Source organism: Pseudomonas graminis (genome assembly GCF_013201545.1).
In the GTDB taxonomy this organism is placed as follows: Bacteria; Pseudomonadota; Gammaproteobacteria; order Pseudomonadales; family Pseudomonadaceae; genus Aquipseudomonas.
In genome coordinates, this window is the sequence record NZ_CP053746.1 from 3,562,364 (window position 1) to 3,578,193 (window position 15,830).

Sequence of the window (15,830 nt, forward strand, 5' to 3'; positions counted from 1 at the left end):
CCGCATGACCGATGCCATTCGCTATGAAACCGGCCAGGATCAGATCGTCACGCTGACCCTGGACATGCCCGGCCAGCAGGCCAATACCCTGAACGCGGCGTACCGCCAGGCCATGGCCGACACCCTCGAGCGCCTGCAGTCAGACAAAGACGCCATCGTCGGTGTGATCATTCGTTCGGCGAAGAAGACGTTCGTTGCCGGCGGCGACCTCAACGAGCTGAGCCAGGTCGACGCCGCCCGCGCGGCCGCCTTCTACCAGATGACCATGGACCTCAAGGCTCAGCTTCGGACGCTGGAAACCTACGGCAAGCCGGTGGTGGCGGCCATTGAGGGCTCGGCTCTGGGCGGTGGCCTGGAGCTGTGCCTGGCCTGTCACCATCGCATTGCACTGAATGGCGGCCACATAAAATTGGGCTTGCCGGAAGTCACCCTCGGTTTGCTTCCGGGCGGGGGCGGCACGGTGCGGCTGGTGCGCATGTTGGGGCTGGAAAAAGCGCTGCCGTTGCTGATGCAAGGCCGGACGATGGGCGTTGACCATGCCTTGAAGACCGGTGTGATCGATCAGCTGGCCAGCGATGCCGAGGACCTGATGGCCAAGGCGCGCGCGTGGATTCTGGCCAATCCGGTACCGATCAAAGCGTGGGATCAACCAGGGTTTCAGTTGCCTGGCGGCACGCCTGCGCACCCGAACGTGGCACAGATGCTGGCCATCGCGCCGTCAATCCTGCGCAGCAAAACCTGGGGATGCTATCCGGCGCCGGAGAAAATTCTGGCGGCCGCTGTGGAAGGCGCCCAGGTGGATTTCCACACGGCAGAAAAAATCGAAGCGCGTTACTTCACCGAGCTGGCTACCGGACCCATCGCCAAAAACATGATCGGCAGCTGGTTTCAGCTCAACCGGGTCAAGGCCGCCGAGGCGCGGCCCAAGGCGCCGCCGGTGTTCAACATGCGCAAGGTCGGCATCCTCGGCGCAGGGCTGATGGGCGGCGGCATTGCCTATGTTTCGGCGGTGGCGGGCGTCAGCGTTATCCTCAAGGACGTCAACCTGGCGGCCGCGCAGAAGGGCAAGGATTACTCTGTGCGGTTGCTGAACAAGCAGGTTGCCAGTGGCCGCATCACCGAGGCCCAGCGCGACGCCGTGCTGGGCCGGATCAAGCCGACCGGCCGCGACAGCGATCTGGAAGGCTGCGATCTGATCATCGAGGCGGTGTTCGAAAATCGCGAGCTAAAAGCCCAGGTCAGCGCCGCTGCCGAGCAAGTGGTGGTGCCCAATGCGGTCATCGCGTCCAACACCTCGACGCTGCCGATCACCGGACTGGCCAGCGCCATCAGCCGGCAGGAGCGCTTCATCGGCCTGCATTTTTTCAGCCCGGTGGAGAAGATGCGCCTGGTGGAAATCATCAAGGGCGCGCGCACCAACGACATGACCCTGGCGCGGGCTTTTGACTTCGTTCAGCAGATCGGCAAGACCGCGATTCTGGTCAATGACTCCCGCGGTTTCTTCACCTCGCGGGTGTTCGCCACTTTCGCTGACGAAGGCATTGCCATGCTCGGCGAAGGTGTCAGTGCGCCGATGATCGAGACCGAGGCGCGCAAGGCCGGTATGCCTGTGGGGCCGTTGGCGGTGTCTGATGAAGTGTCGCTGCGGCTGATGCACCAGATTCGCCAGCAGGCGCGCAAGGATCTGGCCGAGCAGGGCGTCGACCTTGCCGGGCATCCGGCCGACGCCGTCATCGAGCAGCTGTTGAATGAATTCGATCGCGCAGGAAAAGCCTCCGGCGGCGGGTTTTACGACTACCCCGACGCCGCGCCCAAGCATTTGTGGCCGGAGTTGAAGACCCGATTCGAGAAGCCCGACGCACAGATCAGCGGCCAGGATATTCGTGACCGCTTGCTGTTCATTCAGGCGCTCGAAACCGTGCGCTGCATGGAAGAGGGTGTGTTGCGATCAACCGCGGACGCCAACGTCGGGTCAATGCTGGGTATCGGCTTTCCGGCCTGGACCGGCGGGGCGTTGCAGTTCATCAACCAGTATGGGCTCAAGCCGTTCATTACCCGTGCTCGCGCCTTGGCCGAGCGCTATGGCGAACGCTTTCAACCGCCAGCGTTGCTGCTGGAGAAAGCCGAGGAGGGCTCGCTGTTCTAGCGCCGGCTCCCGGTTGTGGCGTATGAAGTGCTGCGACAGCCGGGGTTCAGCTGACGACAGCGTGCGGCCACAACTGGGCCTTGCCTTGCCCTGGCCTTCAAGGCAGGCTTGGTCCCACGCATTTTCGCTTTGTCGCTTCAGGAATTTTTATGTCGTTACGCATCTGCATTCTGGAAACCGACGTTCTTCGCCCGGAGCTGGTCGATCAATACCAGGGGTACGGGCGGATGTTCGAGAAGCTCTTCGCCCGCCAACCGGTGCCTGCGGAATTTGTCGTCTACAACGTCATGCAGGGCGACTACCCGCCGGATGACGAGCAGTTCGACGCGTATCTGATCACCGGCTCCAAGGCCGATTCCTTCGGTACCGATCCGTGGATCGAAACCCTGAAAACCTACCTTCTGGAACGCTACAAGCGCGGCGACAAGTTGCTGGGGGTTTGTTTCGGCCATCAGTTGCTGGCGCTGCTCCTGGGTGGCAAGACCGAACGCGCGCCACAGGGGTGGGGCGTCGGGATCCATCACTACAACCTCACACCGACCCAGCCGTGGATGACGCCGGCGCTGGACAAACTCACGCTGCTGATCAGCCATCAGGATCAGGTCACCGCACTCCCTGAAGGCGCGACGGTCATTGCCACCAGCGATTTCTGCCCGTTCGCCGCGTATCACATCAACGACCAGGTGCTGTGCTTTCAGGGGCACCCGGAATTCATCCACGACTATTCGCGCACGCTGCTCGATATTCGCCAGGACGCGCTGGGCGAACAGGTCTACGGCAAGGGCATCGCCAGCCTGGAAGAAGACCACCATGGCACGGCGGTGGCGGAATGGATGATGCGGTTTGTGGCGAACAAGCGACCGGTAAACTGACAGCGTGGTTGTGCTCATTTTGCAACCACGCAGGTGCATCTGCTGAACGATCAATTGTGGGAGCGAGCTTGCTCGCGAAGGGGCTGGAACATCCGCTACATCTACGGCGGCTGAAACGCCGCCTTCGCGAGCAAGCTCGCTCCCACAGATTGAGAGTTCGTCAGTCCCCACGCCGAGCCCGGAGGGAGCACCCGGTGAGTCATTGAAGATTCAATACCATGGCGCGCCAACCCGTCAAAGCCACCCCGACCGCTTGAAGCTCGCGAACAACACCCCGCACCCGCCGACAATGACACCCAACACCATGTAATACCCGTAGTGCCAGGTCAGCTCCGGCATGTTCTCGAAGTTCATCCCGTAAATGCCGGCGATGGCAGTGGGGAATGCCAGAATCGCGGCCCAGGCGGCAAACTTGCGCTGGGTCAGGCTCTGCCGGGAAGACTCCAGCAGCAGGCTGATTTCGATGGTCTGGCTGGCGATGTCGCGCAGGTTGGACAGGTCTTCCATCTGCCGTTTGACGTGGATTTCCACGTCACGGAAGTACGGGCGCATGTTCTTGTCGATGAAGGGGAAGCTGAGCTTCTGCAGCTCCTCACCGATCTCGACCATCGGCGCTACATAGCGGCGCAGGCGCAGCAGATCGCGACGCAGAGCGTGGATGCGGTGGATGTCGGACTCGTTGAGGTCCTTGCGCAGCACGTTGTGCTCAAGCTCTTCGAGCTCGCAGTGAATGGCCTCGGTGACCGGCTGGTAGTTCTCGGTGACGAAGTCCAGCAGCGCATAAAGCACGAAATCTTCTCCGTGCTCCAGCAGCAACGGCCGCGCCTCGCAACGTTGGCGCACCGCCCCGTAGGACTTCGAATCACCGTTGCGCGAGGTGATGACGTAGCCCTTGCCGGCGAAGATGTGGGTTTCGATGAAGATCAGCTTGCCGTTCTCGCGGATGGGCGCGTAGGTCACGATGAACAACGCGTCGCCGAAGGTTTCCAGCTTAGGCCGGCTGTGGACCTCCAGGGCGTCTTCGATGGCCAGCTCGTGCAGGTTGAACTGCCGTTGCAGCGTGGTCAGTTCTTCCAGGCCCGGGTGCTCCAGGCCGATCCAGACGAAATGCCCCGGTTTCGCCGCCCAGGTCGCGCCTTCGTCGAGGGAGATATTGGTGACTTTCTTTCCGGCACTGTAAACGGCAGCGGCAACCACTCGACCCATAATGTCTGCTTCTTCTTTTAGGGAGAACTGACGCGCAGCTTAGCGCGCTCCCTGATCAGAGTCGGCGGATTTAAACGAGTTCGCAGGTTTTTTCAGTGCTGTTCAGCGTCCGTTTGGATGGCGGCCGTGAACCCTCGGAGTTGAGCGTCCATGCTGGCGATGCCGGCCTGCATCTGGCCATGACAGCGTGCGATGAGCTGCGGGATGTCTTCGCTCGTCAGGCCCGCTGTCGGGATCGCGGGCAGCGTGCGGATGATCACCTCACCACTGTCCCATCGATTCAAATTCATGCTGCGCACGTAGGTGCTCACGCACACGGGCACGATAGGCACACCGGCCTCGATCGCCATCTGAAACGCTCCACGCTTGAACGCCAGCAACCCCTGACCCTTGTTGCGTGTGCCTTCGGGGAACACCCAGATTGAAGTGTCTTTGTGCTGCAGGGTTTCGGTGGTCTGGAGAATGGCGCGGCGTGCCCGCTGCGGGTTGCCGCGATCGATCAGCACGTTGCCCGCCAGCCAGAATAGCTGGCCAAAGAACGGCACCCACTTGAGGCTCTTCTTGCCGATGCAGACCGTGCGCGGCGGCACGATGTTGCCGAGGACAAACAGATCGTAATTGGACTGGTGATTACAGATGATCACGCAAGGCCTGGCGTGCTCGAACTGCGGGCTGAGCTGCGCATTCAGGCGCAGCCCGAGAATTCCCATGGCGGGGAGGGCGTAGAGGCGAGCACACAGGCGGCTGTTGTCAGGGTTGAACGGGCGGCACAAGCCAAGCAAAAGACCTAGCGCGCCAGCGACAAGAAAGTGCAGGCCCATCAACAACATACGCAATACGAACAGCATGCAAAAACCACCCGGTAGGCGAAAAGCCGCGCAGTGTACGGATGTGCACTGGAATCGGCAATCGGCCACGGGCCGGGCGGAGGGTCAGGAATTTAACGGGATGTTTCGGGGGAATGCGCTGCAGGGGAATGCAGCGCGTTGTCGGTGATGCCTCAGAGCGGGATATGACGATCCAGCTCGATCGCCCGGTCGAGGGTCTCGAGGAATTCCTTGCGCACTTTTAGCTTGGTCTGCTTGTGGGCGCGCATGTTGATCTTCTTCATCTGCAGCGCCACGGTGCGCGCGGCTTCGGTGAGTTCTTCCGGGGCGACTACTTTGTCGAAGAAGCCGGCTTGCAGCGCGCCCTTGGGGTCGAACATTTCGCCGCAGATCACCGAGCGACCGAAGGCACTTTTGCGCAGGCGGTCACGGGCCAGTTCGATGCCGGCGTGGTGCATGGTCATGCCGATTTGCACCTCGTTCAGACCAATGCTGAACGGACCCTCGACGCCGATGCGGTAATCCGCCGACAGCAGCAGGAAGGCACCTTTCGCGACAGCATGGCCGCCGCACGCGACCACGATGGGGAACGGGAACGACAGCATGCGCCGCGCCAGCGTGGAGCCTTCGGCGACCAGGGCCATGGCGGCTTCCGGCGACGAGGTCATGATTTTTAGATCGTACCCGCCCGAGAGAATCCCCGGCTGGCCGGTGATGATCACCACGGCGCGGTCCTGCTCGGCGCGGTCGAGTGCGGCATTGAACGCGGCGACCACCTCGTTGCTGATAGCGTTGACCTTGCCGTTGGCCAGGGTCAGCGTCGCAACGCCGTCATCCAGTTGATAGGCGACCAAATCACTCATGGAGCGAGTCCTTTTTTGTTTTGAAGTGGCGCAGACGTTACCCACCCGGCAGGGCAAGGTAAAGCGCAAAGGATGACTGGCAAGTCAGGGGGCGGGTCGCCAGGCCTGGCGACCCTGAGATCAAGCGGAGAGGGCGCGGTTAAACCTCGACTTCGTTCAGTTCGCAGTACTCTTCCCAGTCCATGTCCAGTGCCTCGGCCGCTTCTTTGTGCGCAGCAAGGCGCAGTTCCTTCAGTTGCTCCGGGGTTTCGGCAATGAAGGTCAGCGCCAGCTCCCAGGTCGGGATGCCCAGATTTTCGGCTTCGTCTTCGAAGGCCCAGAGGGTCTGCTGTTGCTGCTCTTTCGGACTCAAATCCTGGATTTCAGCCTGCAACATCGGATTGGTCACGATGTACTTCGCCAAGGCAGCTTCGGTCCAGTCGTTTGCGTTCATGCGGGGGTGATCTCCTGTGGGTCGAGCTGACGTGTTGCTGTGGGTGGGATGCTGAGGTGAGTCGCGATTGTGCGTGATGTGAATCACTGGCGCCAGCGGCACGCGACCCGTCGGTCGGGGTAGCCTCGCGGGTAGGTTCTCAACGAAAAGGGCCCGCTTTGCAGCGAGCCCTGGGTCAATGGCGTCGGACTGTCAACCGATCGCCATCGGCTTCTTTACGTTGCGATGTGCGTTATTGCCGAGTAACGGGTGCGGACCCATGGCGCCGTACACGCCGACCGGTTCCGGGAAGGTGCGCAGCAGCGTGATGTACAACAGCGCCGCCAGGCCAAGGGTGATCGGCAGACTGATGTCGATGCCGCCCGCGAGATTGCCAAGCGGACCGATAAACTGCCCCGGCAAATTGACGAAGCACAGGCCCACCGCCGCGCTCGGAAGCCACGCGCCCAGTCCGCGCCAGTTCCAGCCGTGCTCGAACCAGTAATGACCGCCGCTCTGGCCACGGGTGAACACCTGCAGGTCTGCCGGGTGATAGAAGCCACGGCGAACGATCAGGCCCAGCACCATGATGACGATCCACGGCGAGGTGCAGGTGACGATCAGCACCGCGAAGGTCGACACGCTTTGCACAAGATTGAAGGCGAAACGGCCGATGAAGATGAAGGCGATGGCCGCGATGCCGATCAGAATCGTTGCCTGAGCCCGGTTGAGCAGGCGCGGAAACATGCTCGACATGTCCAGCCCGGTGCCATAGAGCGACGTTGTGCCGGTCGACATCCCGCCGATGATCGCGATCAGGCACACCGGCAGAAAGAACCAGCTGGGCGAGACCGCCAGCAGGCCGCCGACGTAGTTGTTGTCCTCGATGTATTGCGGCGCCTGGGTGGCCACGATGGTCGCCGTGCACAGGCCGAACAGAAACGGAATCAGCGTGCAGATCTGTGCCAGAAACACCGACGCCATGATGCGTTTTTTCGATGTCTGGCGTGGGATATAGCGCGACCAGTCGCCGAGAAAGGCACCGAAGGACACCGGATTGCTCATCGCCAGAAGCGCAGCGCCTATGAACGCCGCCCAGAATCCCTCGCTGCCACGATTGAGCGTACCGGCGAAGCCCGCATCGAAGCTGCCGCTGAAGGCAAGGATACCCAGCAGGAACAACAGGCTTGAAGCGAACACCGCGATCTTGTTGACCCACAGCATGAAGCGGAAACCGTAGATGCACACCACCAACACCAGCACGGCGAAAACGCCATAGGCCAGCGCCAGAGTGAAGTCGTTTTCCGGCAGGCCGACCATGCGTTTGGCGCCGCCGATCAACGCATCCCCCGAACTCCAGACCGACAGCGAGAAGAACGCCACCGCTGTGAGCAGCGACAGAAACGAGCCGACGATGCGCCCGTGAACGCCAAAATGCGCGCCGGACGAGACCGCGTTGTTGGTGCCGTTGAGGGCACCGAACAGGCCCATCGGCGCGAGGATGATCGACCCGAGCACAACGCCCAGCAGGATGGCCCAGACGCCGGCCTGGAATGACAGGCCGAACAGCACCGGAAAACTCCCGAGCACGGCGGTGGCGAAGGTGTTGGCGCCGCCGAAAGTCAAACGAAACAAGTCGAGGGGCGCAGCGTCGCGCTGATGGTCAGGGATCTGTTCGACCCCGAAGGTTTCGATCGTGGTGGTGGGGTGGCCCATGGGATGTTCCTGCGCGCTGTCGTGTTGTTATGGGGCCGACGCAAAAGCGCTGGCGCGTTATCTCGACCGGTGAACCCGATCGTGGCATTGGCAGTGGTCGGCATTGCGACCATGAATCAGATTGAGCAGCGTGTTGCAGGTGGGGCAGCCTCTGAGGGGCTACTCGCCACTGAGCGCGCGTGCGCGCTAGCCCGTCTTCACCGACAGGTGTTCGTGGCACGCCAGCCAGCGCGCGCCATATCGCCGAAAGACGATGGTTTCACGCTCGCTGAAATGGCTTTCTTCATCGCCGAAGCGAACGTGGGTGTCGACGTCATGCATGAAAATGGCCACATCGCCTTGCAGACTGATGTGCGCGTTGCGCGATTGGCAACCCAGAACGGCAAAGCCATCGGCTTGCCATCCCGCCCACACATCGCTGTAAGCGGCGCGGGACAGCAAGGGCGCGGGCAGCGTGTGGAAGAGGAAGGTGGCGTCTTCAGCGAATGCCGCAAAGTAGGCGTCCGTGTCGTTGCTGGCGAACGCGTCGATGAGCGTTTTTGCCGCGTGCTGAACGGCGTCGTGGCGGGTGTCGGTGGAGGTCATGGCCGGCTCGTTTTTGTGATTCTGGCGATGGGGTCCGACTTTAAGCAGCTCTCACGGGGCATCACATCGGCGCCGGTAAAAACTTAGTTCAGAGAATTGAGAAGTAATGGTGAGCGGCAAGCCTCAAGCGACAAGCCGCGGGTAATCAGTAAGCAGACGGCGCTGTCAGTTACCTGAGGATCTCATCAGGCCGCTTTTGACGGGCTGACGAACCCGGCCACCCGAAGGATCGAAGCAGGCGCTGTCGTATCGCGGCGCGGTGCAGGTGGAAGGCAGCGCGGGTGGCGGGGGGCGGATGCTTTGCAGGCGATCGGCAATTTCTCGCTCGTTGGTGATGATCAGCTTTCTGCGTCGGCTCACTTGTAGAATTTCGGTGGCGTTCTTGTTGAGACGGTAGGGGAAATCGGTCTCCTCCCACTCGCTGGAAAGCCGGGACGGAGGCGGCCGCTGAACGCTTGATTCGCCCACGTAGGTCGGGCAAGGGCTTTGGGCGAAACTGATAGCGCCGTTTGCGGCGACGCACTTGAAGACGTCGCCGTTTGCCATGTCGCACAAGAGCAACGTCATGACAGCGGCGGACAGTGCTGGAATTCTGATCATCGGAACCTCCCTGGATGGCGCAAGGCTACCATCTGAGAGGTTCGGCTGTCAGTCACGCTGATGGGGATCAGTGGGTTTCGTGGGCGGCTTTCTGGACTTTCGCCAGCGCGAGTGCTGCGAACATGTCGGCGTCACCTTGCAGCACCTTGAGGTGATCTTCGACATGGTCGGCGCTCGAGCGCGGTGCTTCGGAGTCAACCAGTCGGGTCACTTCGCACAATGCATTCGCCGTGATCCACAGGCTCTGGCGCAACTGGCTGATGATTTTCACCATGCTTTCCGAGCTGTCGAGATCGGCTGCGCTCTCCCTGTCCTGATTCGTCACCACCGTCGAAAACGTGGGTATTTCAGCGCGGGCAGAGGCGTCTACCCCAGTGACAACGCGGTTGATGTCCACTCCCGCGGCGGCGATCTTGAACAGATAATCTGCCCTGGGCAACCGCTGCCCGCTTTCGTAATGTCCCTGAGCGTTGGCTTCCACACCACCGATGGCGCCCAGCGCGCTTTGAGTCAATTTCAAACGTTTTCTTTCTTGGCGCAAACGTTTACCGATGCCATTCATTTACCTTCTCCTGCGAATTCGCACCCTGCATGTGTCTCTCGCGGGTGCGCAATGGGGGCCGGAATACGGACTGTTTTCTTTTGGGGTAGCGCTATCCGTGTACGGGAATTGGAGTCATTCACAGTACGACGGGTAGACCTTAGCTGCTAAAACACCCAAATGGCGATTTTTCCGACGCTTTGCGTGGAAAAATAAACGCGGGGCGATTCTAGTTATTCAGGTGGGTTGGGTCACGCAACGGTTTGCAGGGTGGAATGTTGCCAGCAGGGGCAGATACCACACCGCCCTACCAGTCAATGAGGGCGCAGTGGGAACGAGCCTGCTCGCGAAGAGACGTTGTGGCCTGAGAAGATCGGACGGTAGACATGCCGTCTTCGTGAGCACTGTTCACTCTTGCATGAACAGTGTTTACCAAGGGCCAGAAACAAAAATCCCCGCACGCCATGAGCGTTGCGGGGATCTTTTTAATGTGGCGGTGAAGGAGAGATTCGAACTCTCGATACAATTTCTTGTATACACACTTTCCAGGCGTGCTCCTTAAGCCACTCGGACACTTCACCGTATCTCTTCAGACGTTCAGTCTGTCGAGGCGCGCTAATGTAGTCGAAAGCTTTGTTGAAGGCAAAACTTTTTTTCAGAATTTTCATGCGCTTAAGCAAAAAGCGCGAAGCCCCGGCTCCTTACCAGCGTCCGGGGCTTTGCGTCGACGGCGAGGGCGCGTGGATCAGGCGCCGAAGCCGCCGTCGATGGTCAGGCTGGCCCCGGTGACGTAGCCCGCTTCGGGACCGGCGAGGTAGGCGACCATGGCGGCGATTTCTTCGGATTTGCCGTAGCGCGGGATGGCCATCAGGCCCATCAGTGTGTCGGCGAAGTCGCTGTCGGCCGGGTTCATGTCGGTGTCGACCGGGCCGGGCTGGACATTGTTGATGGTGATGCCGCGTGGGCCGAGGTCGCGGGCCAGGCCTTTGGTCAGGCCGACCAGCGCCGACTTGCTCATGGCGTAGACGCCGCCACCGGCGAAGGGCATGCGATCAGCGTTGGTGCTGCCGATGTTGATGATGCGACCGCCTTCTTTCATGTGCCGTGCAGCTTCCTGACTGACGATGAACACGCTGCGTACGTTGATGGCAAGGGTTCGGTCGAAATCCTCAAGGGTGAATTCTTCGAGCGGCGCAATGGCCAGCACGCCGGCGTTGTTGACGAGGATGTCGAGGCCGCCGAACGTCTCAACGGTCTTGGCGACGGCGCCGCGAATGTCCTCGGCGTTGGCGCTGTCGGCCTTGATGGCCAAGGCTTTGCCGCCGGCTGCGGTGATGCTGTCTTGCAGTTCCTGTGCTTTGGCTTCCGAGCTGACGAAGGTGAAGGCCACTGATGCGCCTTGTTCCACCAGCCGTTTGACGATCGCGGCGCCGATACCGCGGGAGCCGCCTTGTACCAATGCCGTTTTACCGATCAGATTAGTGGGGTGCGTCATGTCGATCTCCGATAGAGGTGAAGAGTGGGTTGATGGACATGAGTATCCGCCGGCGATTACCCGCGCGGTAGCCGGTAATCGAGATAGTCTGTGTAAACCGGAAGTTGTGAGTGAATGCGATGGAAAACTTCAGCAGCATTGAATGCTTCGTGCGCAGTGCCGAGGTCGGCAGCTTTGCCGAGGCTGCACGCCGGCTGAGCCTGACACCCGCCGCGGTGGGCAAGAGCGTCGCCAAGCTTGAGGCGAAGCTGGGCGTGAGACTGTTCCAGCGCAGCACGCGCAAGTTGACGCTGACCGAGGCCGGCCAGCGGTTTCTCGGCGAAGTCAGTGCCAGCCTCAACACCATCCAGAACGCTGTCGCCAACCTGGCCAGCGCCGAAGGCAGTCCCGCCGGCACGTTGAAAGTCAGCGTCGGCACCGTGTTCGGATGCCTGTACGTGGTGCCGCTGCTGGGTGAATTCCTGCGCCGCTATCCGGCCATCACCCCCGACTGGCATTTCGATAACCGGCAGGTTGACCTCATCGGGCAGGGCTTCGACGCAGCCATCGGCGGTGGCTTCGATCTGCCCCAGGGCGTTGTCGCCCGCAAGCTGGCGCCCGCTCACCGCGTACTGGTCGCGTCGCCGCAATGGCTGGAAGCCCACGAAGGCATCACGCATCCGGACGACTTGCACGACTGTGACGGCATTCTGATCCGTTCGCCGCAAACCGGGCGGATCCGTTCCTGGCCGTTGAGCCATCGCAGCCAAGAGCAAAGCCCGCTGCGCATGAAGGTGCGCATGACCCTGAGCGATTCCGAGGCTGCCTGCCGCGCGGCGAGCCAGGGTCTGGGCGTCGCGCTGGTGAGCATGCCGTTCGCGCTGCCACACCTGCGCAGCGGTGCGCTGCAACGGGTGCTGCCGGAGTGGTATGTCGAGGACGGCAACATTTCCATCTATTACAGTGGGCACAAATTACTGCCGGGCAAAACCCGCGCGTTCGTCGACTTCATCATCGAACAGTTCGCCGAACAGCAATGGGCGCGGCATTTCAGCGCTGTTTGATTATGCAAACGCTAGCTGCTGACGCAGCGCCTGAGAGCGTGCGGTCCCATTGAATTCAGCGTCAGACAATCAGCAAAGCGGGGTACGCCCCTACAGTCATGAAAGGAAGAGCAGTGGATATCCATCACAAAGCGGCGCTGGTCCTCATCGACATGCAGCAGGGCATCAACCACCCCAAGCTGGGCCGGCGCAACAACCCTGACGCCGAGCAGCGCATGCTGAAACTGCTGAGCGCCTGGCGCGACAGCGGCCGCACGGTGATTCATGTGCGGCATTTCTCCCGCTCACCGGATTCTGTGTTCTGGCCGCAGCAATCAGGTGTCGAGTTTCAACCGGCGTTTATGCCGTGGGACGACGAAGGCGAGTTGCACAAACAGGTGCCCGATGCGTTCTGCCATTCGGCGCTGGAAGGTTGGCTGCGTGCGGACGGGATCAATCAGGTGGTGATCGTTGGTGTGGTGACCAACAACTCCGTGGAGTCGACCGCGCGCACTGGCGGCAATCTCGGCTTCGAGGTCATCGTGCCCCACGATGCCTGCTTCACCTTCGACGGCGCGGACTTCTTCGGTCAGCCACGCAGTGCCGAGGACATCCACGCCATGTCGCTGGCCAACCTGCACGGTGAGTACGCGCAGGTGGTGGCGACCGAGGCTATTTTGCGTGCTATCAGCTAAGCCGCGCTTGAGGCTCGATGCTCATCTCAAGCGTGCTGCACACCCGCACGCTTGAGCAGTTTTTTGCAGCGTTCCGACAGATGCACCACGCGCAGGTGTTTGCCCGCCTTCTGGTAGCGCTCGCGCAGGGTTTTCAGCGCCGCGATGGCGGAATAGTCCACGAAGATCAAGTGGCGGCAGTCCAGCGTGACGTGCTGCGGATCGTTGAGGTGATCGAACTGATCCAGGAACGGCGTGGTGGAGGCGAAGAACAGCGTGCCGTGCAGGTGATACATCTTGCTGCCGTCGGGCTCGATATGGCTGTCGGCGTACAGCTCGCGGGCCTGTTGCCAGGCGAAGTTCAGCGCCGCGATGAGGATGCCGAACAGCACGGCGGTGGCGAGATCGGTGAGGACGGTGACGATGGTCACGGCGATAATCGCGAAGACATCGTTGAGCGGGACTTTGCGCAGCACGCGCAGGGAGGCCCAGGCGAAGGTCTGCTGGGCCACCACGAACATCACGCCGACCAGCGCCGCCAGCGGAATGCGTTCGATGAGGGGCGAGAGGAACAGCACGAACATCAGAATCATCACGCCGGCGACGATGCCTGACAGACGACCGCGGCCGCCGGAACTCAGGTTGATCACCGTCTGGCCGATCATTGCGCAGCCGCCCATGCCGCCGCACAGGCCGGACGCCAGGTTGGCGACGCCGAGGGCGACACATTCGCGGTCGGGGTAGCCGCGGCTCTCGGTGATTTCGTCGGTGAGGTTCAGGGTCAGCAGGGTTTCCAGCAGACCGACCAGCGCCATCAGGATCGCGTAGGGCGCGATGATCCGCAGGGTTTCCAGATTCCACGGCACGTCCGGCAGCGACAGGCCCGGCAGACCGCCGGCGATGTGCGCCATGTCGCCGAGGGTGCGCGTCGGCAGGTCGAACAGGTACACCAGCAGGCCGACGCCGAGAATGGCAACGAGTGCGGGCGGCACCGAGCGGGTCAGCCGCGGCAGCAGGTACACCACGGCCATGGTCAGGGCCACCAGGCCAATCATCAGATAGAGCGGCGTGCCGCTGAGCCAGCTTTCGCCGATTTTGAAATGTTCCAGCTGCGCCATGGCGATGACGATCGCGAGGCCGTTGACGAACCCGAGCATGACCGGATACGGCACCATCCGCACCAGCTTGCCCAGACGCAGCAGCCCGAACGCGATCATCACCAACCCGCCCAGCAACACCGTCGCCAGCAGGTATTGCACGCCGTGCTGCACCACCAGCGCCACGATGACCACGGCCATCGAACCCGCCGCGCCGGAAACCATGCCGGGACGCCCGCCGAACAGCGCAGTCAGCGTGCAGATAATGAACGCGCCATACAGGCCCATCAGCGGGTTAAGGTGCGCGACCAGCGCGAAGGCGATGCACTCGGGCACCAGGGCGAAAGAAGTGGTGAGTCCGGCGAGGACATCGGCGCGAAGACGGGCGGGTTTCATGAAATTCCTGAAGGGCGGGGTGCAAAGGGAGGGGATGTTACGGAATGTGAACGCAGACGGCCAGTCGGTGGGATGCCACACCCTGCCGCGTTTTACTCATTCTTCATGTGTCCCGTTACCCCTGATTGTGTAAGGATGTTTCCCTCGAACAGCACGCCGATTCCCGTCATCAAGGCTCGGCACGTCATGAAGGACAGAACACGGATGCTCGCTGCGCTCAGACACTACCCGGCTTCAGTCAATCTCCTGCTTTCTTCGTCGCTGTTTCTGACGCTGGGCAGGGCAATTACCTTGCCGTATCTGGTGATTTACCTTTCTTCGAATTTCGTTTTGAGCATGAGCGACATCGGCCTGGTCGTCGGTGGCGCGCTGATCGTCGGCTCGTTGCTGAGCCTGTATGGCGGCTATCTCACCGACAAACTGTCCAGTTATCGGTTGATCCTCAGCTTCACCGGGTTCTTCGTCGCCGGTTTCATCGGCATGTGCGTGACCGGCAAGCTGTGGCTGTTCTTCCTGTTTCTGGTGTCCTTCAATTTCGCGTATTCGGTCATCGATATCGTGGTCAAGGCGGCGTTTGGCAAGCTATTGCCAGTGGCCGATCAAAGCAAAGTGTTCTCGGTGCGCTACACCCTGATCAATATCGGCTATGCCGTCGGGCCATTCATTGGCGCAGGATTGGCGCACTGGAACATGAAGCTGCCGTTCGTGATGTCGGCCACTCTGGGCCTGGGTTTTTTCCTGGTTTACGCGATGTACGGAGACCGCAAGCTGAGCTCGGCGGACCCTGCCAACGCACCGATTTCCTTCATCGCCGTCGGACGCATCCTGCTCAAGGATTACCGGCTGGTGTGCTTCACCGTCGGCGGCGTGCTCAGCGCGGTGGTGTTCGGGCAGTTCACGGCCTACCTGTCGCAATACCTGGTCACCACGACCACGCCGGAATTCACTTATCAGGTGATCAGCTCGGTGGTCGCGGTGAACGCGGCAGTGGTGATCTGCTTGCAGTACCTGGTCGGCAAACGCATCAGCCATCAGTACCTCAATCAGTGGCTGACTGCAGGTTTCAGCCTGTTCCTGATGGGCGTGGTCGGGTTTGCCTTGTCGACGACGGTGCTGCACTGGTCGCTGGCGGTGGCGGTGTTCACCCTCGGCGAGATCATCGTGTTCCCGGCCGAGTACATGTTTATCGACCGCATCGCACCCCCCCATTTGCGCGGCATGTATTACGGCGCGCAGAACCTCTCCAACCTCGGCGGCGCCCTGGGGCCGGTGTTGTGCGGCTTTGTGTTGGCGGCGTTCATCATTGCCGGCGGCTGTTTCTATCTACTGGGCGCCTCGTATTCCAGACGCCACGACCAAAACTCCACTGCGCAGTGAA

At 61.3% G+C, this 15,830-nt stretch carries 15 protein-coding genes and 1 tRNA gene; 5 read left to right on the plus strand and 11 right to left on the minus strand.

All coding sequences use genetic code 11. The features are described from left to right. Positions 1–4 precede the first annotated feature (4 nt). Both FX982_RS15870 and FX982_RS15875 read left to right on the plus strand, forming a co-directional pair. Positions 5–2,146 carry a 3-hydroxyacyl-CoA dehydrogenase NAD-binding domain-containing protein gene (locus FX982_RS15870; RefSeq protein ID WP_172611565.1) on the plus strand — a complete coding sequence of 714 codons (2,142 nt, stop codon included), beginning with the start codon at positions 5–7 and terminating at the stop codon, positions 2,144–2,146. A 149-nt stretch (positions 2,147–2,295) separates the two neighbouring features. After that, complete coding sequence (locus FX982_RS15875; RefSeq protein WP_172611566.1) at positions 2,296–3,018, plus strand: amidotransferase; 723 nt, start codon at positions 2,296–2,298, stop codon at positions 3,016–3,018. A 234-nt stretch (positions 3,019–3,252) separates the two neighbouring features. Here FX982_RS15875 and FX982_RS15880 read toward each other — a convergent pair whose 3' ends face one another. The 10 genes from FX982_RS15880 to FX982_RS15925 all read right to left on the minus strand — a co-directional run bounded on the left by FX982_RS15880 (position 3,253) and on the right by FX982_RS15925 (position 11,263). Next, complete coding sequence (locus FX982_RS15880) at positions 3,253–4,224, minus strand: magnesium and cobalt transport protein CorA (RefSeq protein WP_172611567.1); 972 nt, start codon at positions 4,222–4,224, stop codon at positions 3,253–3,255. A 92-nt stretch (positions 4,225–4,316) separates the two neighbouring features. After that, entirely contained in the window at positions 4,317–5,072 is a 756-nt protein-coding gene (locus FX982_RS15885; protein WP_172611568.1) for a lysophospholipid acyltransferase family protein, read from the minus strand. A 152-nt stretch (positions 5,073–5,224) separates the two neighbouring features. Continuing rightward, positions 5,225–5,914, minus strand: a complete 690-nt coding sequence (locus tag FX982_RS15890; protein WP_172611569.1) for a crotonase/enoyl-CoA hydratase family protein — start codon at positions 5,912–5,914, stop codon at positions 5,225–5,227. Positions 5,915–6,053: 139 nt separating this feature from the next. Then, on the minus strand, positions 6,054–6,347 hold the full coding sequence (locus tag FX982_RS15895) for a DUF6388 family protein (RefSeq protein ID WP_122537871.1): 294 nt from the start codon (positions 6,345–6,347) through the stop codon (positions 6,054–6,056). Positions 6,348–6,539: 192 nt separating this feature from the next. Beyond that, positions 6,540–8,042: a purine-cytosine permease family protein gene (locus FX982_RS15900; protein WP_172611570.1), complete on the minus strand. Its 1,503-nt coding sequence runs from the start codon at positions 8,040–8,042 to the stop codon at positions 6,540–6,542. Positions 8,043–8,228: 186 nt separating this feature from the next. Further along, entirely contained in the window at positions 8,229–8,627 is a 399-nt protein-coding gene (locus FX982_RS15905; protein WP_172611571.1) for a YybH family protein, read from the minus strand. Positions 8,628–8,792: 165 nt separating this feature from the next. Continuing rightward, positions 8,793–9,194, minus strand: coding sequence for a DUF4124 domain-containing protein (locus FX982_RS15910; RefSeq protein WP_172611572.1), 402 nt, complete (start codon positions 9,192–9,194; stop codon positions 8,793–8,795). A gap of 100 nt (positions 9,195–9,294) precedes the next feature. Continuing rightward, positions 9,295–9,789, minus strand: a complete 495-nt coding sequence (locus FX982_RS15915; protein WP_122537879.1) for a helix-turn-helix domain-containing protein — start codon at positions 9,787–9,789, stop codon at positions 9,295–9,297. Positions 9,790–10,259: 470 nt separating this feature from the next. Beyond that, a tRNA-Ser gene (locus tag FX982_RS15920) sits at positions 10,260–10,349 on the minus strand. A gap of 164 nt (positions 10,350–10,513) precedes the next feature. Then, positions 10,514–11,263, minus strand: a complete 750-nt coding sequence (locus tag FX982_RS15925) for a 3-oxoacyl-ACP reductase family protein (RefSeq protein WP_172611573.1) — start codon at positions 11,261–11,263, stop codon at positions 10,514–10,516. A gap of 119 nt (positions 11,264–11,382) precedes the next feature. On the opposite strand from FX982_RS15925, the gene FX982_RS15930 reads away from it, so the two are divergent. Both FX982_RS15930 and FX982_RS15935 read left to right on the plus strand, forming a co-directional pair. After that, on the plus strand, positions 11,383–12,306 hold the full coding sequence (locus FX982_RS15930) for a LysR family transcriptional regulator (protein WP_172613073.1): 924 nt from the start codon (positions 11,383–11,385) through the stop codon (positions 12,304–12,306). 113 nt (positions 12,307–12,419) lie between these two features. Further along, positions 12,420–12,980, plus strand: a complete 561-nt coding sequence (locus FX982_RS15935) for a cysteine hydrolase family protein (protein WP_172611574.1) — start codon at positions 12,420–12,422, stop codon at positions 12,978–12,980. Positions 12,981–13,006: 26 nt separating this feature from the next. Here FX982_RS15935 and FX982_RS15940 read toward each other — a convergent pair whose 3' ends face one another. Further along, positions 13,007–14,452, minus strand: coding sequence for a SulP family inorganic anion transporter (locus tag FX982_RS15940; protein ID WP_172611575.1), 1,446 nt, complete (start codon positions 14,450–14,452; stop codon positions 13,007–13,009). Between the two features lie 204 nt (positions 14,453–14,656). On the opposite strand from FX982_RS15940, the gene FX982_RS15945 reads away from it, so the two are divergent. Then, positions 14,657–15,829, plus strand: coding sequence for an MFS transporter (locus tag FX982_RS15945; protein ID WP_172613074.1), 1,173 nt, complete (start codon positions 14,657–14,659; stop codon positions 15,827–15,829). Position 15,830: the final 1 nt, after the last annotated feature.